Source organism: Phytobacter ursingii (genome assembly GCF_001022135.1).
GTDB classification, from domain to species: domain Bacteria; phylum Pseudomonadota; class Gammaproteobacteria; order Enterobacterales; family Enterobacteriaceae; genus Phytobacter; species Phytobacter ursingii.
The window spans coordinates 2,113,740-2,132,679 of the sequence record NZ_CP011602.1; the positions used below are offsets into that span (position 1 = coordinate 2,113,740).

Sequence of the window (18,940 nt, forward strand, 5' to 3'; positions counted from 1 at the left end):
AACCATGCCCTATCGAAGGAGTGAAGATGCAAAAGATTGTGATTGTCGCCAACGGCGCGGCGTATGGCAGTGAATCCTTATTTAACAGTCTGCGTCTGGCGATCGCCCTGCGCGAGCAGGAAGCCGACCTCGATTTACGCCTCTTTTTAATGTCCGATGCGGTGACCGCCGGGCTGCGTGGGCAAAAACCTGCCGAGGGGTACAACATTCAGCAAATGCTGGAAATCCTTACCGCGCAAAACGTACCGGTTAAGTTGTGCAAAACCTGCACCGACGGCAGGGGTATCACAACGCTGCCATTAGTGGATGGCGTCGCCATTGGTACGCTGGTGGAGCTGGCACAATGGACTCTGGCGGCTGACAAGGTTTTAATGTTCTAATCGTGATCGGCCTTTAATACTTTTTTCTTATGGATGCCCCTCCGGCATCAAGTTTGCCTGCTGTGCTGCCGATAGGCATTAAAGACAACACAGCAGGTACTCATATATATGTTCAGGTCAATTCGCGCTCGTATCATTGCGGCGACAGCGGGCTGTCTCGCTATTGCCCTTCTTCTTAACACCGTTATTAACTACCAGGTAACCAGCCAGCATAATCAGTACGCTCAGCAGGACATCCTCACCAGCACCAGCGGTAGCCATAGCCTCGCCATCAGTGACTGGGTCAGCAGTAAAACAACCGCCATCGCCTCCCTGCAGAAAGTAGCATTAACTGACGATCCCGTTCCGGTGTTCACCCAGATTGCTCAGGCTGCCGGCTTTATTAACGTCTATGTGGGTTACGCCAGTAAAACGGCCAAATTCTCAAACCCGGACGGCGTGCCTGCGGATTATGATCCGACTATTCGCCCCTGGTATCAGCAGGCCGCTAAAGCGGATGCCCCGATCGTTACCGCACCTTATGTCGATGCAGGCAGCGGGAAACTGGTGGTGACCTTCGCGGTACCGGTAAAAGAGAACGGTACGCTTAAAGCAGTGGTCGCGGGTGATGTATCAATGGACAACGTGGTAGCCAACGTACAGGGTATTAAACCCACACCAAACAGTAGCGGGTTGTTGCTTAACAGCGATGGCAGCGTGATTGCCGCTAACGATGGCAAACTGACGCTGAAACCGTTCGGCGAGGCTATCAGTGAGGTGCAATTTGCCGATCTACAGGCGGGTAAACCGGTGACGGGCGTCTTTGCTGGCTCGGAAAAGTCGTTTCTTGCCACCAAAGTCAACGGCACCAACTGGCTGTTAGTTGTCGCACTGGACAGTGCAGACTCTACCGCGGGCCTGCGCGCGCAATTAAAAGCCTCGGCCGTTTCACTGATTGTGCTGGTCATCCTGGCCGGTGCCCTCATGCACTGGATTGTCGCCACCATGCTCAGGCGACTGATCACCATTCGTGATGCGATGAATGCGATCAGCAGCGGTACGGATGACCTGTCACAGCGCCTGCCGGAGCAGGGTAATGATGAAGTCGCGCAAATCGCCCATGCGTTTAACGCCTTTAGCGACAAACTGTCCGTGGTGATGGTTAAACTGCGCGATTCCAGCCATTCCGTTCAGCAGGCGGCGCAAGAAATTGCGGCGGGTAACCAGGATCTGTCAGAACGGACAGAACAGGCAGCGTCCAGTCTGCGCGAGACTGCCAGTGCGGTTGAGCAGATTACCGCTTCTGTTGCCCTGTCGACGGATTCCGCCGCACAGGCCAACGATCAGGCACATACCGCCTCTGAGGCTGCGTCACGCGGGGGTAAAGTGGTATCGCAGGCCATTTCAACCATGCAATCTATCGAAGTGGCTTCGACCAAAATTGGAGATATTACCAGCGTGATCGACGGTATCGCTTTCCAGACCAATATCCTGGCGCTGAATGCCTCGGTCGAAGCTGCGCGTGCAGGCGAACAGGGACGCGGTTTCGCAGTGGTTGCCGGCGAGGTGCGTAACCTTGCCAGCCGCAGTGCTCAGGCGGCGAAGGAGATCAAGTCGTTGATTGATTCGACAACAGACAGCGTAGCAACAGGTTCCCGCTACGTGCGTCTGGCCGGGGAAAGTATGGGGGAAATTGTCTCCAGCATCGACAGCGTCTCTGTCATTATGCGTGAAATCACCGTCGCCACTAACGAGCAGATGAAAGGCATCCAGGAAATCAATCATGCAGTCATCGATCTTGACCGTATGGTGCAGCAAAACGCCGAACTGGTGATCCAGTCAGCCGCCGCCGCAGGTGCGTTACAGGAACAAGCGGGCGAGCTTGCTGAAACTGCCGGTCATTTCCGCATTTAATCTTCTGTCGGCGCGTTTTTCCCCGAATTTAACGCGCCGACACAAACCCCTACCGAATTTTGTCATTATTGTTTAATCGTTACGCCATTTTTTGATCAAAGTCAGCATCTGAACCCCTCTCGTTTGGTGTTATGCAATGAGTGAATTGTGAGCAAAATCACGCACGGGATTATCCCGCAGGGAGTGCGTTGTCGATACATACGGGGTTTAAAACAATGGCGTTGGTAAAAACAAGTTTGAAGTTATTTGGTGGGGATACAGTGGTAGTACGTTGTTCTGAAAGCTGCCATATTCATCTGATGAGCGATAAAGGCCAGGCCGCCGCTCAGACTGATGTATTAAGCGTTCAGGATCGTGCCAGTGCGTATCTGGCGGTTCCTTACAGCGGTATCTGGAATGTGCTGATCGATAGCCACAGCCAGTCGCTGGAACATTCCATCAGTTACGTTCCAGCATAAGTTAGCACGACAATCAGGCGAAACCAGGTTGCATCTCCGGGCCTGGTTTTTCTCCCTCCAGCAGCAGACGCACTCTTCCCACCAGCTCGTTCAGGCAATCATCCTGCATACCCAGTTTGATCAACTCTTGTTCCAGCGAGAACAAATATTGCGCGTTGGTGCCAAGCGGGCCGCTTGCAGAGGCAATAAGTGGCGCAATGGTCTGCGCGCGGGTATCGGACTCATAAAGCGGATGACGAGGGTCCATGATAAACACCAGCGCATTCACCGTGCGCCCGTCATCGAGTTCCAGCCTGCGCCAGCTCGGCAGGTAGCAACCGGTGATCATCTCACGCTTCCACAACAGAGAAAGCTCTTCATGTAGCGTCGATTCTGCAAGGCGATACGCCACGCCGGTGGTGCGTCCGCCCTCTTTTAGTGCAAGCATACGTCCGGGTTGACAGGCGCTACCGCGCCCCGCCGTCAGACGTAAACAAAATGCTCGGTGCCAGCCGGGGAGCGTACCGGTACAGGACTCGTCATATTCCAGAGCCGGGTTCCACATCAGCGAACCGTAACCAAAAATCCATACCGGGCCGTTGTCCGGACGGCAAGCCAGCGTCGCAGCAAGCGATGCTGCTCGTTGTTCCGCCGACCATAAAAGCGATTCCTCAATGTCTCCAAACGCCGTTTTACAATCTGCCTTCATTAAGAAATCACGCGTTAACATCTCTTTCTACCTCCGCCACTGCATGCTTCCGTGCAACGACTTTACTGCTGCTTTCCTGGCGCTTTTCAATGACGATATGCAATTCACAGGCCGTTTTCAAGTGAACTCTATAGGGTGTAACGCGGATGGCGAATAATCATGTTGGCAATAAGAGAACGCAGCTCACTATTTCATAGAGTTATCGCTTTTTATGCCATTTATCATCATCGCCTTTTTCATAATCATTTTTTACAGCCGCCCAGGCCACGCGGTGCGCGGTTTCTTCACGGCTGGCATCACCGCGACGATCGTCTTTATCTTTATATTGCTCCCAGGCGCTATTAAAGGCTTCTTTATAGATTTCCTGGGCGTGCGCAGGGAGGACATGTTGTACGCTGTCAGGTAAATCCGATTTCGTTTTATAGGGCATTTTTCACACCTCCTTAAGTAAAAACTTAAGTCTGGTTGATTCTTCGCGTCTTATCCAACCCAATGATGTCTTCAACACTATTTAAAAAATATCTTTTTGTAAATTAAGCATGTTTTTGGCGAAACATCAGTAAATGAGCATCTTGCATAAGAAAATCCTCATGACGTAAAAAAGCGTAAAAAAGGGATAATGGCAGAGGAATGTTTGTTATTTTATGCGGCCTGAATTTCTTTCTATAATTACAAATACCTGCTGGATGGAGATCAACAATGACTACAACGCACGAGGCGGTTAAAACCCGCCACAAGGAGACTTCGCTCATTTTCCCGGTTCTGGCACTGGCAGTGCTGCTTTTTTGGGGAAACAGTCAGTCGCTGCCAGTGATAATCGGAATGAACATTCTTGCCCTGGTGGGTATTCTTGCCAGTGCATTTAGCGTCGTTCGCCATGCCGATGTTCTGGCTCACCGTCTCGGTGAACCCTATGGCTCATTAATTTTAAGCCTTTCTGTCGTTATTCTTGAAGTGAGTCTAATTTCTGCGTTAATGGCCACCGGCGATGCTGCGCCAACGCTCATGCGCGACACACTTTATTCCATCATTATGATCGTTAGCGGTGGCCTGGTTGGCTTCTCGTTATTGCTGGGTGGGCGGAAATTTGCCACGCAATATGTGAACCTGTTCGGCATCAAACAATATATGATAGCCCTCTTCCCGCTGGCTATTATTGTGCTGGTCTTTCCGGTGGCCTTAGAGGGTGGCAATTTCACGACCGGACAATCATTGCTGGTCGCGCTTATTTCTGCCGCAATGTATGGTGTTTTCCTGCTGATTCAAACCAAAACCCATCAGAACCTGTTCGTCTATGAGCACGAAGATGAAAGCGACGATGATGACCCTCATCACGGTAAACCGTCGGCGCACAGCAGCGGCTGGCACACCGTCTGGCTGCTGGTCCATCTGATTGCCGTTATTGCGGTCACCAAGATGAATGCCCATCCGTTGGAAAATCTGCTGACGGAATTGAATGCACCGGTCGCATTTACCGGCTTCCTGGTTGCGCTGTTGATTCTCTCGCCGGAAGGATTGGGTGCCCTGAAAGCGGTTTTAAATAATCAGGTGCAGCGCGCGATGAACTTGTTTTTCGGCTCCGTACTGGCAACTATTTCACTGACGGTGCCGGTTGTCACGCTGATTGCCTGGCTGACGGGGAATGATCTGATGTTTGGTCTGGGCAAACCGGAACTGGTGGTGATGCTGGCGTCATTGATGCTGTGCCATATTTCGTTCTCGACAGGGCGAACCAATGTGCTTAACGGTGCTGCGCATCTGGCGCTGTTTGCGGCCTATCTGATGACAATTTTTGCCTGATATGGACAAGGGCGTCTGTGCGAAATGAGCCGCCCTTATTATCCCTCTCCGCTGACCTGGTTTATCAGGTCAGTGGTAGCAAGTGACGCATCGGGTTTGAGGTACTTGAACTCGTCGTTATATTTACGGTCAGGGAGAGTCTTTTGGGCAGGCGGTATTTATCAAATAAATCTTATGCGTCAGGAGGATAATACTTAATCGTACGAGTGATATGTTGCCATAATGAAACCAACTCAGCTTCACTTAACATACCATCCGGCTTAAGAAGATCAACCTTATAATACATTGAAAGTTTAAGTGGGGAGTGCCCCTCCTTTTTATCTTCATGTATAGCAAGCTCAAATATATATTCCAGCGTTGGATATGTAGTCGCTAGCGTCTTCTGGTTAATCAACCATTCAGAAACCTCCAGCCCATTTATGTTCCTTTTCCCTTTGTACAAAGTCAAACATGATGTTGCTCCTATGGAGCAAATATCGCTCTCAAGTAATATTCTGTCCGTGTATCTGCCATTATCTGTTTGCATAGCCAGGCTAATATCTTTATTATTTTCATAATTTACAGATATCTCATATTCTCCCAGCAATGAAACATCAACCTGAGCAAATTGTATTGCAAATTTATGCTCCGATGGCGGATGATTATCTTTTCGTGATTGCAAGCTTGATAAGATAGCCAGCAGCTGTCTTTTTTTCTCAGGGACATCATATCTATAGCTATATTTCGCTATTTTTCTGATTTCATCATAACGAGCCGCACGTCCATCCTGAGCCAACATTTTAACAGAAAATGTAATATCATCTTCCCATTTCCAGGCATCTAATGTTCTTGCAAAATCTGGAGTATTTTTATTCTCGACTCGCTCAAATATTGCACCTATAGTTGGGGGCTCCAAACAGTAAATATCCTTGAGATAGGGAAGATCGTTCAAGTCTGAAACAGTTGTATTTCTAAGTTCTTCCTCATATCGGGACAAAAATTGCTTGAACCCATAATAATATTGCAACTTCGTATCCACGATAGTCATATCTGACCCATGAACACGCATAACCATGCCCTTTGGTGAAAAATCCACTGGAAACTTAATAGAATAAAAACCAAAATATCGCGTTTCAGATTCTTGTATTAATTTTGTCACTATGTTTCCCTCTCTGCTATTCAGTGAGAATGACCTGCTCCCCGTTGATTAATACACCGCGATGTTAGTAATGTCTTCATAAGCCACATGAGGACATCCCCATGAAGAAGCGTTTTTCCGACGAACAGATCATCTGTATTCTCCGCGAGGCCGAAGCCGGCGTTTCTGCCCGTGAGCTCTGCCGTAAGCACGCCATTTCCGACGCCACCTTTTACACCTGGCGTAAGAAGTATGGCGGTATGGAGGTGCCTGAGGTTAAGCGCCTGAAGTCTCTTGAGGAAGAGAACGCCAGACTCAAGAAGCTGCTTGCTGAAGCCATGCTGGATAAGGAGGCGCTTCAGGTGGCTCTTGGGCTAAAGTACTGACGACAGACCAGAAGCGGGAAGCCGTGGAAGTCATGTGCGAGGCTAAGGGTCTGTCGCAACGTCGTGCCTGCAGGCTGGCAGGTCTGTCCCTGTCAACCTGCCGATATTCGGCTCAGCGTCCGCCTGCTGACGCGCAGCTGTCTCTACGCATCACAGAGCTGGCACTTGAACGCCGCCGTTTTGGTTACCGGCGTATCTGGCAGCTTCTGCGACGTGAAGGTCTTTGCGTTAACCACAAGCGGGTTTACCGCATCTATCAACTTAATGGCCTGAGTGTAAAACGCAGACGACGTCGTAAAGGGCTGGCAACAGAACGTCTGCCGCTGCTCCGCCCGATGGCGCCCAATCTGACCTGGTCAATGGATTTCGTCATGGACGCACTGGCCACAGGTCGCAGGATCAAGTGCCTGACCTGCGTGGATGATTTCACAAAGGAATGCCTGACGGTCACTGTTGCCTTCGGGATTTCAGGCGTGCAGGTCACGCGTATTCTGGACAGCATTGCGCTGTTTCGCGGCTATCCGGCTACGATAAGAACCGATCAGGGCCCGGAGTTTACCTGCCGCGCACTCGATCAGTGGGCTTTTGAGCATGGTGTGGAGCTGCGACTTATCCAGCCCGGCAAGCCAACGCAGAACGGATTTATTGAGAGTTTTAACGGACGCTTTCGTGATGAATGCCTGAATGAGTACTGGTTCAGCGATATTGTTCACGCCAGGAAGATCATTAATGACTGGCGACTGGATTATAACGAGTGTCGACCACATTCATCACTGAATTACCTGACGCCGGCTGAATTTGCAGCGGGCTGGCGAAACGGGAAATATGAAGAAAAACCAACCGACATTACTAACTGAAGGTTGTATCTAACTCTGGGGGCAGGTCAAGAAGTTATGCCCATTTGTTGCAGATATAAGCCATCCGATAAAAAGTACAAAAGCAGCCAGCAACAACCACTTGAACCTGCAATGCCGAATATTAATCAGCATACGCCATCTTTTCGTCATCTTGAACCAACTGTGCTATTTTTATGATAGAACGTAATGTAAAGGCCAAACTAAGGGGATGTCTGTAAGCGGATTCGTGACATGTCTCTACAGCGAGACGTTCCTTGATATTGCAGTGGATTATTTTTCCTGCACGAATGGGTGTGACACCTTAGTTATTCCCATAGAAAATTCGAAATTTAAACTATTGAAAAATACCTCACTATAAATAAAAAACATAACAGTTAATATAGATTCTAATCAGTTAAATAAATAATACAAAGCTGCCTTTACATATTTTCCCTCATAGTTTTTATATATTATAACATGCCAGCAATTAGAATTCTCACCATCAACAACCTCATCGCCATTATAAAATGCTTTACATCAATAGAAGCATCCGCAGATATTCCACAGAGATTGAATAATTTATTTTTCGTTACCTTACGTCCTTTCCCATGAACACGTGTGAGAGCAGCCGTCAAAATGAAATATCCATCAAAAAAATCCTTAGCATATCCCTATCTCCACCCGGAAATAGACGTTTTAAACTATCATTGGTGCGAGGATATACTTTCTCAGTCCAATCATTAATTATTCAATTTAATATTCAACCCCCTCGCACAGAAAACACCTTAACCATATAAAAACCTTCTGGACAAGAACTATCATTAACAAAGTAGTCTTGCGAAACCATAAAATGAAAATAAACGTTACCACCAGATTTTTTCTCATAACTATATACATAGTATGAAAATTCATCATGCCCAGGACCGTAGTTATACTTTTCTTTATAAATATCCTTTAAAGTCAGGTTCAATTTCATAAAAAAATCGCAATTATTCAATAACAAAAGATCAGCCTTATTATGTATAATAATATCAGCTTCATACCATCCTTCCTCTTTTCTCAAATGCACATCTTTATAGGTAATGGTGCCAACTTACTGATTTAGTGTACGATGGTGTTTTTGAGGTTCTCCCGTGGCTTCCATCTCCATCAGTTGTCCCTCCTGCTCAGCTACTGAAGGCGTGGTGCGTAACGGTAAAAGTACTGCCGGACATCAGCGCTATCTCTGCTCTCACTGCCGTAAAACATGGCAGCTACAGTTCACTTACACCGCCTCTCAGCCCGGTACACACCAGAAAATTATTGATATGGCCATGAATGGCGTCGGATGTCGCGCCAGTGCACGCATTATGGGCGTTGGCCTCAACACGATTTTACGACACTTAAAAAACTCAGGCCGCAGTCGGTAAACTCACGCATACAACCGGGCAGTGACGTCATTGTTTGCGCGGAAATGGACGAACAGTGGGGTTACGTCGGCGCTAAATCACGCCAGCGCTGGTTGTTTTACGCGTATGACAGGATACGGAGGACGGTTGTGGCGCACGTATTCGGTGAACGCACGTTGGCCACGCTGGAGCGTCTTCTGGGCCTGCTGTCGGCCTTTGAGGTCGTGGTATGGATGACGGATGGCTGGCCGCTTTATGAATCACGCCTGAAGGGAGAACTGCACGTTATCAGCAAGCGATATACGCAGCGCATTGAGCGGCATAACCTGAATCTGAGGCAGCATCTGGCAAGGCTGGGCAGGAAGTCACTGTCGTTCTCAAAATCGGTGGAGCTGCATGACAAAGTCATCGGGCATTATCTGAACATAAAACACTATCAGTAAGTTGGAGTCATTACCTCTTTATACTCTCTTTCAATAGTAACTGACAATATTTTATCTTTTTCAAATGTTATCCTTTCTATTTTTTTTCTTGTTTTAGGACTAATGGTTAGAGTTTTATCAAAAAATCCTGAACGCTTAACTTCTTCGAAAGTGACGCTCCCATTAACTAACTCTTCCGCTATAGCAATTGCATCAGTAACAGCCTCATGCCTGTCAGTAATATTTTTACTCATATAAATCTCACCGATCTCAGTCGAAAAAAAAAACCAATGAACCATTAAAAAGAAATACATATATTAAACATGATAATTTCATTTTTTTTCCAGACTACCATGATTAATAGTGTGTTGATTAGTCGACATCAATGGGTCACTGTCACCAGGAGCAAGTATCCAATTATTGCTAAGGCCAACCCTTTGTCCATTCTGCGTCACAGAATTTCCTCTACCATCGATCATTCTCAAAGAACCAACGCCTCCAGATCCAGGATAGAAAATAAAATGAGTAGGATACTTCGCATTAAAATTCTTATTCCACATATAAGGATTAACGAAAGATAATTTTTCTGTAATCCGATCCAGCATCATGTTATCCGTTCCTATAACAGGCCCACTTCCATCGGGTGTTGCAACCCCACCCTCGGATAAAATATCCCTTGCAGTTTCCGCGCAGGTATCGTTCTGACTGGCATCGTAATGTTCCTTTCCGGCACTTACTCGTGCTGTAAAATTATCAGCTGACTTTTTTACATTCTCTGATTGCTTTTTCGTTATTAAAAATCTATATAGTCTGGACACCTCACTTACAGGATAATTTGTTGTTGCCGATCTCTCGCCATTATACTCATCAGTGAATTTTCCGGAAACACCCAACGCAGCTGGTCCAAAACTAAAAAAAGTCTCTACAACGTTATTCTTTGTAACATAAAAAAATGCATGTCCATAATTCTCCCTCAAGTCATGAACATTATTTATAAAAGCAGTATGTTCGAAATTCACTTCGAAACCAACTACTAATATATACTCCTTTCTCGTAATATTAACTTGTTGAACATTCGTGCTGTTGCCTCCTTGCGCTGGCCCCGTTTGCCCACCTGAAAGTTGACCATTATATTGTCTTTTTCCCATATACACTCACTCATTAATCAAAGATAAGATGAATATCCACCCTTTCTTTTTTGTTGGTAAAGAATATTTCTGTATACCCCTTACTATCAGTAACGCCTTCTTTTTCCATTCCGCTCTCAAAAAAAATAATATATTTGTTATTATTGTAAGGTCTACCTTTATCATCAACACATAAAAACTGTATGTTATATTCACCAGACTCTACCTTCGGTAACTCTACCAGCTCAGACTTTAATTTCTCCGGATCCATACTTCGTCCGCCGAACTTCTGCCACACTGCGCCGCGTTCAATGATCTTGTCCGGTGCTGCACATTCCACCGTGCCGTCAGCAATACGGATATAACCTCCGCCGCTGGTCAGGATGATCTCTTTCTCTGCGCAAATCAGGATCTTTCCTTCACAGCTGCTTATCCGGATATCTTTCAGTGCATCCAGCGTCATGTCGTCACTCTGCGCCTGGATTTCCACTTTGCCCCTGCCGGCAAAAATTTTTATCCCCAGCTTCCGGGCAAACAGGCTGACCACTTCCCCGGCGGCCACGGTAAACTTTTTCAGCACGCTGAAATCCGCATGCTGTCCCGCAGTGCTGACAAGGTTTTCCCCGGCCGACAGCTGGAGACTTCTGGGGGTGACCTGCGCTATCCCCTCAGGCGCACTCAGCAGCAGTGCAGCCTGTTTCAGCTCCGTCAGGCTTTCTGCCAGCAGTGCCTGCCGCGCCTGCACATCTGCCAGCTCTGCTTTTGCCACCTCTGCCGCACTGCGCACGGCTTCCGCCAGCGACTGCGCGCGCTGCAGTTCGCTCAGGGCCGCCGCCATCTCCCGCACCTGGCCCTGCGCCCGCTCCTGGCCGTCAGCGCTGATGAATATCCCCCTTCTTCGCCCGGATGACGCCCCACCTGTCCGTGCGCAGCTCAAAGCCTTCCCCGCGCGGCTGTTTTCCCGCGTCCACCAGATGGCCGAGATTGAGCTGGCTCTTGCCGCCGTACTCCGTACTGAGCTTGATATGCTCTTTGCCGCGCTCATCATCGAGGCGCAGCTTGTTGTTTGCCGGGGTGCGCAGCACGTTGCGCTTGTAGTTCTGGATCGTCACGGGGTCGGGGTGGGCGGAATCATGCTTAACCCCGGCGATATAGGGCCGGTCCGGGTTGCCACCCTCAAACCTGACCTCCGTACCCGCGAGGAGTGGCAGGTGCAGGCCGTACGTGTCCCCCGCATAGGGGCGGGACTGCCGTACCCACAGGCTCTCGTAACCCGGCTTCCAGGTCTCACGGTCAAAATCAAGATTCACCCGGTAGCGTCCGTCTTTATCGATATGGGCGTAGGGGTCGTTCGCCGTTGTGCTGGTCACCCGTGCGGGCAGCGTCCCGGCCATCACCGGTTTCGCGATGCGCGCCGGGCGAAAGCTGTAGCGTTCTGAATACGGAATGGCGGTAAACACCAGTTCGTAGCTGCGGTCGCGGGCTGCGCGGGCGGTCAGTCCGGTTATCAGTGCCCCCCTGCGAAACACCGTCGGGGCGTCCGCGTCCGGCACTTTCAGCTCAAGCCCCGGCATCAGCAGGGCACTGGAGCACAGCCCCTGCAGCATGGCCCGGCCATTAAGGTAACGTTCGTGGCGGATACGCGCGTAAAACGCCCCGCTCTCCGGTACGTCCGGGCCGCCTGCCGTCAGAAAGTTGTCGGCATAGTGGCAGGCTTCGCCGTAAGTGGTATTGTCGCCGCCTGATACGTCAAACGCCGGCGTGGTCATGTCAGCGGTCGCGTCGCGGTAGTTGTAGTCCCGCGTGGTGACGCTTTTTTCCACCACCCGGTATGCCGTGTTCAGCCCCCAGACGGAGTCCGTGCCGCTGTCGCTCAGCCCCGACGGATGGCGCAGCGGCAGCATCAGGCCGCGCTCATAGCCGCTCTGGTCGTCATAAAACTCAATGACTTCAATTTTCAGCCGCACGTCGGTACTGAACCGGAACCAGATCCCCACCTCCGCCAGCAGCCGGGAGATAAACGTCAGGTCGTCCTCGCCGTACTGCATCACCTGTTGGCGTGACGGGTACTCTCCCGCCAGGCTGAAGACGAAGTCCTGGCCGAGCATCCCATGGCGCTCGCGCAGGATTTTTTCCACAATCTGCGGCACGCTCTGGTTCTGGTAGATGGCGTTCTGATGGCTGCGGGCGAGCAGCGCCAGCCGGGGTTCGAGGCGCACTTCATAGCGCGTTTCATCGCGCGAGGTGGAAAGCTGTTTAAACCCGGTGATGACGCCGTACAGGGTGCGCAGCGGCATCTGTACCGGCATCCCCTGAACCGGCGGGGCGCAGAGGCTGAGCGCGCCGTCCTGCATCAGCACCGCTTCCGGCTCCAGGGTTTTATCACGGCTGGTGAACTGAATGTCATAGCAGAACGGCAGGCTCAGGTGCTCACGGCCTTCAAAGGAGAGCACGACAGGCGGGCTGTTCAGGCCACGGATTTTTAATGTGTGGTGGGCGTGGTCGAAATTCAGCGCGTTCATGCGGTGCCTCCTGCGTCCTTGCAACATGCCAAAACATTCTTGCTCTCATTAATTCATTAATATCGGGCAATCAAATCAATCTGCTATTTCCTGTTTATTGCAGAAGGGATTATTTACGCCCTCTCAATAGCGTTATGCCCGGAAACATAGCTACCGCCAGAGAATACAGGCTCTCCATGCAACGTCATAATAAACAAACGCAATTCCATATAGACAAAAAACATCCTGTTAATAAAGATACTTAAAACAAGAGCCATTAAATATGGAATGCTGTTCACGTAATTCTTTATTTAGGAAAATAACTACATTTTTCAAACATTCACACTGACAATGTTTGGATTAAAAAATAAGAAATTATTATTGAAAAAAGCGAGCTAATTATTTTTCTCGAATACAGAGCGGAATGAAGCAGGAATACGGGGTATTTACTGGAAGGCGTTCAGATATTAATAACACCGTTCACACTGATGCGAACGGTGTTTTGCAAGGTATGATTAATGACTGGTATCCAGTTCATCGAAGCTTTTCACCAGATCATCAATCGCTTTGATCTGTTTCAGGAACGGCTCCAGTTTATCCAGCGGCAGTGCGGACGGGCCATCGCATTTCGCGTTGGCTGGATCCGGATGCGCCTCAATAAACAGACCGGCCAGGCCTGTCGCCATCCCCGCACGCGCCAGCTCAGCAACCTGGGCACGACGGCCACCTGACGCTGCGCCAAACGGGTCGCGGCACTGCAATGCGTGTGTCACATCGAAAATGACCGGCGAGTTGCCAGAGACGTTTTTCATCACGCTAAAGCCGAGCATATCAACAACAAGGTTGTCGTAACCGAAGTTGCTGCCACGGTCACACAGGATAACTTTGTCGTTACCGCCTTCATGGAATTTATCCACGATGTTACCCATCTGACCAGGGCTCACGAACTGCGGTTTTTTCACGTTAATGACGGCACCGGTTTTCGCCATGGCTTCGACCAGGTCGGTCTGACGCGCCAGAAAAGCCGGCAACTGAATTACGTCAACCACATCAGCGACGGGCTGAGCCTGGCTGGCTTCGTGAACATCGGTGATCACTTTCACGCCGAAAGTCTGTTTCAGCTCCTGGAAAATTTTCATCCCTTCTTCCAGGCCCGGTCCACGATAAGACTTGATGGAGGAACGGTTGGCTTTGTCAAAAGAGGCTTTGAACACATACGGAATACCCAGTTTCTGGGTAACGGTTACGTAGTGCTCACAAATACGCATGGCGAGGTCGCGGGACTCCAGCACGTTCATACCGCCAAACAGAACAAACGGCAGATCGTTCGCGACATTGATGTCGCCAATGCTAACCACTTTTTGTTTCATATAATTCCCTTATCAAGATTCAGTCTATTAATTCAGTTTAGTGCAGCGTAATTTGCTTGTGCGAAATGGTGTTAATTTGCGCACGGATCATCTCGCTAATGGGATCCTCAGGACACTGCTCTACGAAGTAATTCAGGTCGTGCAGCGCAACATGATCGCACTCGAGTTGCGCATAAATTAAACCACGATCGCGGATCTCATACGGGTCTTCCGGGTTAAACTGCAACAGGGCTTCACTGGCTCGCAAAGCCAGTTCCATCTGTTGCTCTTCCATTAATGCTGATTTCAATGTATCCAGCAGCTTACGAATGACTTCCGCGTTATCTGCTTCATCGAGATCCTCATTAAACAGCTCAGCAACAGGGCTGATATTCCCCTTAAGCCAGACGTCCAGCGTATGCTCATCCAGCGTGTCGCCATTAAATGGATTGATCAGCCACATTTCCCCATCCAGCCACTCTGCGCGGAGAATGAGCTGCGTTGGGAAAATCACCGGCATCAACGGGATGTCAAGATGCCCGGCAACCCACAACAGAATGGCACCCAGCGACACCGCGCTACCCTGGCGGTTTTGCAGGACTTTATCCAGCCACAGCGCATCCGACAGACGGTACACACCGCGGGTGTCTTTAAAACCCCATTCGCCGTAAAACAGCTCAAGAAGTTTCTCCAGCTGCAAATCCTGCGGTTGAGCCTGACTTATTTCTTCACGCGCCAGACGGATCAGACGCTCAAGTTCGTCGTGCACGAACTGCGAGGGAAAATCATCACGAATCAATTCTGATATCAGGATCATCCCATCGCACAATGGTGCTTTGTTAAATTCGAAATCGGCTAACGACCGCATGTCTTACCCCAGTATCGGTATCTTTGTGGTGGCGAGTTTAATGATGATGTACAGCACCACCAGCCCCAGCAAAAACGCAATAAACCCCGTTTGCTGGCTGCGCGGACGATGTCGCCCCAGCGCAATGAAACCCAAAACGATGTAGATGATAACGCCAAACAGCTTTTCCGTCAGCCATGCGCCATTAGCAGTAAATGGGATATAGCGCGTTACCACGATAAGCCCGAGGCCGCTGAGCAATAGCAGCGTGTCCACTGCGTGAGGCACGATGCGCATCCAACGCGCCTGAACGCGGGGATTGCCCGTAAAATTCCACCAGTAACGCAGCACGAACAGGCTAATGGTCAGAATCACCGTGGTCAAATGCAGGCTAATCAGAAATGTATACGCACTCACGCCCTGTTACTCCTGTAGCGGCAGGCACCCGAGCGTCAGACGCTCGTTATCACCATAGTCCCGGCAGGTTTCCACCTGCACATATCCTTGATTGCCAAACAGCGCACGTACCGCTTCCCCCTGCTGCCAGCCATGTTCCAGTAACAGCCAGCCACCCGCGCGCAAAAAACGCCTTGATTGTGCGATTATCCACGCCAGGTCCGCAAGCCCTTCTTGTGCCGCAACCAATGCGGAACGCGGCTCGAAGCGTACATCACCCATAGCGAGATGAGGATCGTGCTCATCAATGTAAGGCGGATTGCTGACAATCAGATCGAAATGCTGCCCGGCAAGGGCGCTAAACCAGTCGCTGGTCAGAACCGTGACGTTCGATATGCCTAAATGTTCCGCGTTACGCAGGGCCAGCGCGACGGCATCGGGCATTACGTCGACCGCAGTGATCTGGCAATCCGGCCGTTCACTGGCCAGCGCCAGCGCGATAGCGCCGGTACCGGTCCCCAGATCGAGGATCCGGCACGGTTGTTCCGGCAAACGTTTCAGCGCCTGTTCAACCAGGCATTCGGTATCCGGGCGCGGGATCAACGTCGCAGGCGAGACAAATAGCGGTAAAGACCAGAATTCGCGAACGCCCACCAGATGTGCGACCGGTTCGCCCCGTTCACGACGGGCCAGCAGATCATCAAGCTGCTCACATTCTCTGTCTGAAAGCGCTGTTTCGCCGAAGGCAAGAATATAGGTGCGCGTTTTTCCGGTTACAAAGCCCAGTAAAATCTCCGCGTCCCGGCGCGGGCTTTCGCTGTGCGACAGTTGACTTATCGCGCGACGCAACCAGTGTTGATAATCCATCAATCCTGTCCGGCGAGCGCTGCCAGTTGGTCAGCCTGGTATTCCTGCACAATCGGCTCAATGAGCATATCCAGCTTGCCTTCCATCACTTCGTCCAGACGATAGACCGTCAGGTTGATACGATGATCGGTTACACGTCCCTGCGGGAAGTTATAGGTACGGTTACGATCGCTGCGATCGCCGCTCCCCAGCAGGTTTCGACGCGTTGAGGCTTCCGCCTGCTGGCGTTTAGCCATTTCCGCCGCGCGAATGCGCGAACCCAGAACAGCCAGCGCTTTGGCTTTGTTTTTATGCTGGGAACGTTCGTCCTGACACTCCACCACGATGCCTGTCGGCAAGTGGGTAATACGAATTGCGGAGTCGGTGGTGTTAACGTGCTGCCCGCCGGCCCCGGATGAACGGAACGTATCGATGCGCAGATCGCTCGGGTTGATGTCCGGAAGCTCGGCCTCCGGCAGTTCAGGCATCACCGCAACGGTACAGGCAGAGGTATGGATTCGCCCTTGTGATTCGGTTGCCGGTACGCGCTGCACGCGATGACCGCCGGATTCAAATTTCAGACGTCCGTAAACGCCTTCACCACTCACTTTCGCGATGATCTCTTTATAGCCGCCATGCTCCCCCTCATTCGCGCTCATGATCTCAACGCGCCAGCGACGCGACTCGGCATAGCGGGTATACATACGGAACAGATCGCCTGCGAATAATGCCGCTTCATCGCCGCCGGTTCCGGCACGCACTTCAAGGAAGGCGCTGCGTTCATCATCAGGATCTTTAGGCAGAAGAAGAATTTGCAGTTGTTGTTCTAACTGTTCGCTTTTTTCTTTTGCTTCGCGTAACTCGTCCTGCGCCATATCGCGCATTTCCGGGTCATCAAGCATCATTTGTGCGGTTTCGATATCTTCCTGAATCTGTTGCCAGTCAGTAAAACAGCGCGATACGTCGCTTAGTTGCGCATACTCCCTGGATAAGGCGCGGAATCGCTCCTGATCGGCGATAGTTTGCGCGTCACCCAATAGCGCCTGAACTTCTTCATGACGCTCGTGTAGGGCTTCCAGTTTGGCAACGATAGAAGGCTTCATAGGCGTAAATGCACCCTGTTATTAGAGATTGTTGTGCTACTCCAGCCCGAGGCTGTTGCGCAGAATATGCAGGCGCTCATCATCCCCGTCACGGGCGGCCTGCTGAAGAGATTTGGTTGGTGCGTGGATCAGGCGATTGGTCAGTTTCCAGGCCAGATCCTGCATAATGGCCTGCGCGTCGCCACCCTGTTCAAGGGCGGCCAGCGCTTTGGCAGTCAATTCATCACGAATCTGCTCAGACTGGCTGCGGTAATCACGGATGGTCTCACTGGCGCTTTGCGCACGCAGCCAGGCCATAAATTCGCTTGTTTCCTGTTCGACGATGCTTTCAGCCCGCACCGCCGCCGCTTTTCGCTGCGCAAGATTGTGCTGAATGATGCTCTGTAAATCGTCAACACTGTACAGATAGGCGTTCGCCAGTTTACCCACTTCCGGTTCGACATCGCGAGGGACGGCGATATCCACCAAGAGCATCGGTTGGTTACGACGCGCCTTCATTGCCCGCTCGACCATCCCTTTACCAATGATTGGCAACGGACTGGCGGTAGAGCTGATGACAATATCGGCATCTTTCAGGCGTGAATCGATATCACTGAGGGAAATCACTTCCGCCCCCACTTCATCAGCCAGAACCTGCGCACGTTCACGGGTACGGTTGGCGATGATCATATTCTGCACTTTATGCTCGCGCAGATGACGCGCCACCAGTTCGATGGTCTCCCCAGCGCCAACCAGCATCACGGTGACAGATGCGAGTGATTCAAAGATCTGCCGGGCCAGCGTACAGGCGGCAAACGCAACCGAGACCGCACTGGCGCCAATATCGGTTTCTGTGCGTACGCGTTTGGCGACCGAGAACGACTTCTGGAACATACGTTCGAGTTCACTGGCCTTCAGATGACCGCGGTTAGAATCAGCAAACGCTTTTTTCACCTGGCCGAGGATCTGCGGCTCACCCAATACAAGTGAGTCCAGCCCGCTCGCCACGCGCATTAAATGGCTGACGGCATCGTTATCGTGGTGCCAGTAAAGGCTGTTACGCAGTTCTTCTTCACTGATTTGATGGTAATCACACAGCCAGCGGATCAGCGATTCATGGAGGTTTTCCTGCCCTTCAACGCTTAAATAAAGCTCTGTGCGGTTACATGTCGACAACACCACCCCGCCCTGCACCATCGGCAGCGCTTGCAGGCTATCCAGCGCCTGGTCGAGCGTATCCGGCGAAAACGTAATACGTTCTCGCAGCGAAACGGGAGCCGTTTTGTGGTTGATGCCGAGCGCCAGAAGAGTCATGTGAGCAGGAATAGTACCAACGTTGATAAGGTTAGACTGTGCGCATCATACAGGATGCGCGAGGTCAATAAAAGAGAGCGCCCCCTTTTGGAGTAATCGGTAATTTAATG

18 protein-coding genes and 1 pseudogene are annotated in these 18,940 nt (G+C 50.6%); 6 read left to right on the forward strand and 13 right to left on the reverse strand.

Annotated elements, in window-relative coordinates; translation table 11 throughout:
- Nucleotides 1–26 precede the first annotated feature (26 nt).
- The 3 genes from AB182_RS13425 to AB182_RS13435 all read left to right on the forward strand — a co-directional run bounded on the left by AB182_RS13425 (nucleotide 27) and on the right by AB182_RS13435 (nucleotide 2,731).
- Nucleotides 27–380 (forward strand): DsrE/DsrF/TusD sulfur relay family protein, encoded by a 354-nt coding sequence (locus AB182_RS13425; RefSeq protein ID WP_047370541.1) that lies wholly within the window; start codon nucleotides 27–29, stop codon nucleotides 378–380.
- A gap of 108 nt (nucleotides 381–488) precedes the next feature.
- Nucleotides 489–2,273, forward strand: coding sequence for a methyl-accepting chemotaxis protein (locus AB182_RS13430; RefSeq protein WP_047370542.1), 1,785 nt, complete (start codon nucleotides 489–491; stop codon nucleotides 2,271–2,273).
- Nucleotides 2,274–2,488: 215 nt separating this feature from the next.
- A complete protein-coding gene (locus AB182_RS13435) occupies nucleotides 2,489–2,731 on the forward strand; it encodes a DUF1883 domain-containing protein (protein ID WP_047370543.1) in 243 nt (80 codons plus the stop codon).
- Between the two features lie 13 nt (nucleotides 2,732–2,744).
- Here AB182_RS13435 and AB182_RS13440 read toward each other — a convergent pair whose 3' ends face one another.
- On the reverse strand, nucleotides 2,745–3,440 hold the full coding sequence (locus tag AB182_RS13440) for a gamma-glutamylcyclotransferase (RefSeq protein ID WP_047370544.1): 696 nt from the start codon (nucleotides 3,438–3,440) through the stop codon (nucleotides 2,745–2,747).
- A gap of 178 nt (nucleotides 3,441–3,618) precedes the next feature.
- The gene (chaB, locus tag AB182_RS13445) at nucleotides 3,619–3,849 is read right to left on the reverse strand and encodes a putative cation transport regulator ChaB (protein WP_039079190.1); all 231 of its coding nucleotides are present in this window, start codon (nucleotides 3,847–3,849) and stop codon (nucleotides 3,619–3,621) included.
- Nucleotides 3,850–4,118: 269 nt separating this feature from the next.
- Here chaB and chaA point away from each other — a divergent pair, with 269 nt between their 5' ends.
- Nucleotides 4,119–5,219: a sodium-potassium/proton antiporter ChaA gene (gene chaA / locus AB182_RS13450; protein WP_047370545.1), complete on the forward strand. Its 1,101-nt coding sequence runs from the start codon at nucleotides 4,119–4,121 to the stop codon at nucleotides 5,217–5,219.
- 172 nt (nucleotides 5,220–5,391) lie between these two features.
- On the opposite strand, the gene AB182_RS13455 is transcribed toward chaA, so the two are convergent.
- The gene (locus AB182_RS13455) at nucleotides 5,392–6,357 is read right to left on the reverse strand and encodes a T6SS immunity protein Tli4 family protein (RefSeq protein WP_222708280.1); all 966 of its coding nucleotides are present in this window, start codon (nucleotides 6,355–6,357) and stop codon (nucleotides 5,392–5,394) included.
- A 101-nt stretch (nucleotides 6,358–6,458) separates the two neighbouring features.
- Between AB182_RS13455 and AB182_RS13465 the strand changes: the two genes are divergently transcribed.
- Nucleotides 6,459–7,579 (forward strand): IS3-like element ISKpn34 family transposase gene (locus AB182_RS13465; protein WP_120773466.1). Its coding sequence is split into 2 segments (ribosomal slippage): nucleotides 6,459–6,711 and nucleotides 6,711–7,579, totalling 1,122 coding nucleotides; the frame shifts between segments, so codons are not numbered across the junction.
- Nucleotides 7,580–8,318: 739 nt separating this feature from the next.
- On the opposite strand, the gene AB182_RS13470 is transcribed toward AB182_RS13465, so the two are convergent.
- Complete coding sequence (locus AB182_RS13470) at nucleotides 8,319–8,621, reverse strand: hypothetical protein (RefSeq protein ID WP_047370546.1); 303 nt, start codon at nucleotides 8,619–8,621, stop codon at nucleotides 8,319–8,321.
- Nucleotides 8,622–8,691: 70 nt separating this feature from the next.
- Between AB182_RS13470 and AB182_RS13475 the strand changes: the two genes are divergently transcribed.
- Nucleotides 8,692–9,389 (forward strand): IS1 family transposase gene (locus tag AB182_RS13475; protein ID WP_223883564.1). Its coding sequence is split into 2 segments (ribosomal slippage): nucleotides 8,692–8,941 and nucleotides 8,941–9,389, totalling 699 coding nucleotides; the frame shifts between segments, so codons are not numbered across the junction.
- Here the strand turns inward: AB182_RS13475 and AB182_RS13480 are convergent.
- The 9 genes and pseudogenes from AB182_RS13480 to hemA all read right to left on the reverse strand — a co-directional run bounded on the left by AB182_RS13480 (nucleotide 9,383) and on the right by hemA (nucleotide 18,830).
- On the reverse strand, nucleotides 9,383–9,622 hold the full coding sequence (locus AB182_RS13480; RefSeq protein ID WP_139153703.1) for a hypothetical protein: 240 nt from the start codon (nucleotides 9,620–9,622) through the stop codon (nucleotides 9,383–9,385). The genes AB182_RS13475 and AB182_RS13480 overlap by 7 nt on opposite strands.
- Before the next feature lie 78 nt (nucleotides 9,623–9,700).
- Nucleotides 9,701–10,516: a hypothetical protein gene (locus AB182_RS13485; RefSeq protein ID WP_047370548.1), complete on the reverse strand. Its 816-nt coding sequence runs from the start codon at nucleotides 10,514–10,516 to the stop codon at nucleotides 9,701–9,703.
- A gap of 13 nt (nucleotides 10,517–10,529) precedes the next feature.
- Nucleotides 10,530–13,017, reverse strand: a pseudogene (locus tag AB182_RS13490) (DUF2345 domain-containing protein).
- Nucleotides 13,018–13,511: 494 nt separating this feature from the next.
- The gene (kdsA, locus tag AB182_RS13495; RefSeq protein WP_047370549.1) at nucleotides 13,512–14,366 is read right to left on the reverse strand and encodes a 3-deoxy-8-phosphooctulonate synthase; all 855 of its coding nucleotides are present in this window, start codon (nucleotides 14,364–14,366) and stop codon (nucleotides 13,512–13,514) included.
- Nucleotides 14,367–14,403: 37 nt separating this feature from the next.
- Nucleotides 14,404–15,213 carry an invasion regulator SirB1 gene (sirB1, locus tag AB182_RS13500; RefSeq protein ID WP_047370550.1) on the reverse strand — a complete coding sequence of 270 codons (810 nt, stop codon included), beginning with the start codon at nucleotides 15,211–15,213 and terminating at the stop codon, nucleotides 14,404–14,406.
- A gap of 3 nt (nucleotides 15,214–15,216) precedes the next feature.
- Nucleotides 15,217–15,609 (reverse strand): invasion regulator SirB2, encoded by a 393-nt coding sequence (sirB2, locus tag AB182_RS13505; RefSeq protein WP_047370551.1) that lies wholly within the window; start codon nucleotides 15,607–15,609, stop codon nucleotides 15,217–15,219.
- A 6-nt stretch (nucleotides 15,610–15,615) separates the two neighbouring features.
- Nucleotides 15,616–16,455, reverse strand: coding sequence for a peptide chain release factor N(5)-glutamine methyltransferase (gene prmC / locus AB182_RS13510; RefSeq protein WP_047370552.1), 840 nt, complete (start codon nucleotides 16,453–16,455; stop codon nucleotides 15,616–15,618).
- Nucleotides 16,455–17,537 (reverse strand): peptide chain release factor 1, encoded by a 1,083-nt coding sequence (gene prfA, locus AB182_RS13515; RefSeq protein ID WP_047370553.1) that lies wholly within the window; start codon nucleotides 17,535–17,537, stop codon nucleotides 16,455–16,457. The genes prmC and prfA overlap by 1 nt, the downstream gene beginning before the upstream one ends.
- 36 nt (nucleotides 17,538–17,573) lie before the next feature.
- Nucleotides 17,574–18,830, reverse strand: coding sequence for a glutamyl-tRNA reductase (gene hemA / locus AB182_RS13520; protein ID WP_047370554.1), 1,257 nt, complete (start codon nucleotides 18,828–18,830; stop codon nucleotides 17,574–17,576).
- Nucleotides 18,831–18,940 lie beyond the last annotated feature (110 nt).

Bases quoted from the DNA above. Each gene is read 5' to 3' on its own strand.
- AB182_RS13430 (WP_047370542.1), top strand. From the start codon at position 489: ATGTTCAGGTCAATTCGCGCTCGTATCATTGCGGCGACAGCGGGCTGT.
- AB182_RS13480 (WP_139153703.1), bottom strand. From the start codon at position 9,622: ATGAGTAAAAATATTACTGACAGGCATGAGGCTGTTACTGATGCAATT.
- sirB1 (WP_047370550.1), bottom strand. From the start codon at position 15,213: ATGCGGTCGTTAGCCGATTTCGAATTTAACAAAGCACCATTGTGCGAT.
- AB182_RS13440 (WP_047370544.1), bottom strand. From the start codon at position 3,440: ATGTTAACGCGTGATTTCTTAATGAAGGCAGATTGTAAAACGGCGTTT.
- AB182_RS13425 (WP_047370541.1), top strand. From the start codon at position 27: ATGCAAAAGATTGTGATTGTCGCCAACGGCGCGGCGTATGGCAGTGAA.
- AB182_RS13485 (WP_047370548.1), bottom strand. From the start codon at position 10,516: ATGGGAAAAAGACAATATAATGGTCAACTTTCAGGTGGGCAAACGGGG.
- prmC (WP_047370552.1), bottom strand. From the start codon at position 16,455: ATGGATTATCAACACTGGTTGCGTCGCGCGATAAGTCAACTGTCGCAC.
- chaB (WP_039079190.1), bottom strand. From the start codon at position 3,849: ATGCCCTATAAAACGAAATCGGATTTACCTGACAGCGTACAACATGTC.
- kdsA (WP_047370549.1), bottom strand. From the start codon at position 14,366: ATGAAACAAAAAGTGGTTAGCATTGGCGACATCAATGTCGCGAACGAT.
- prfA (WP_047370553.1), bottom strand. From the start codon at position 17,537: ATGAAGCCTTCTATCGTTGCCAAACTGGAAGCCCTACACGAGCGTCAT.
- AB182_RS13435 (WP_047370543.1), top strand. From the start codon at position 2,489: ATGGCGTTGGTAAAAACAAGTTTGAAGTTATTTGGTGGGGATACAGTG.
- chaA (WP_047370545.1), top strand. From the start codon at position 4,119: ATGACTACAACGCACGAGGCGGTTAAAACCCGCCACAAGGAGACTTCG.
- hemA (WP_047370554.1), bottom strand. From the start codon at position 18,830: ATGACTCTTCTGGCGCTCGGCATCAACCACAAAACGGCTCCCGTTTCG.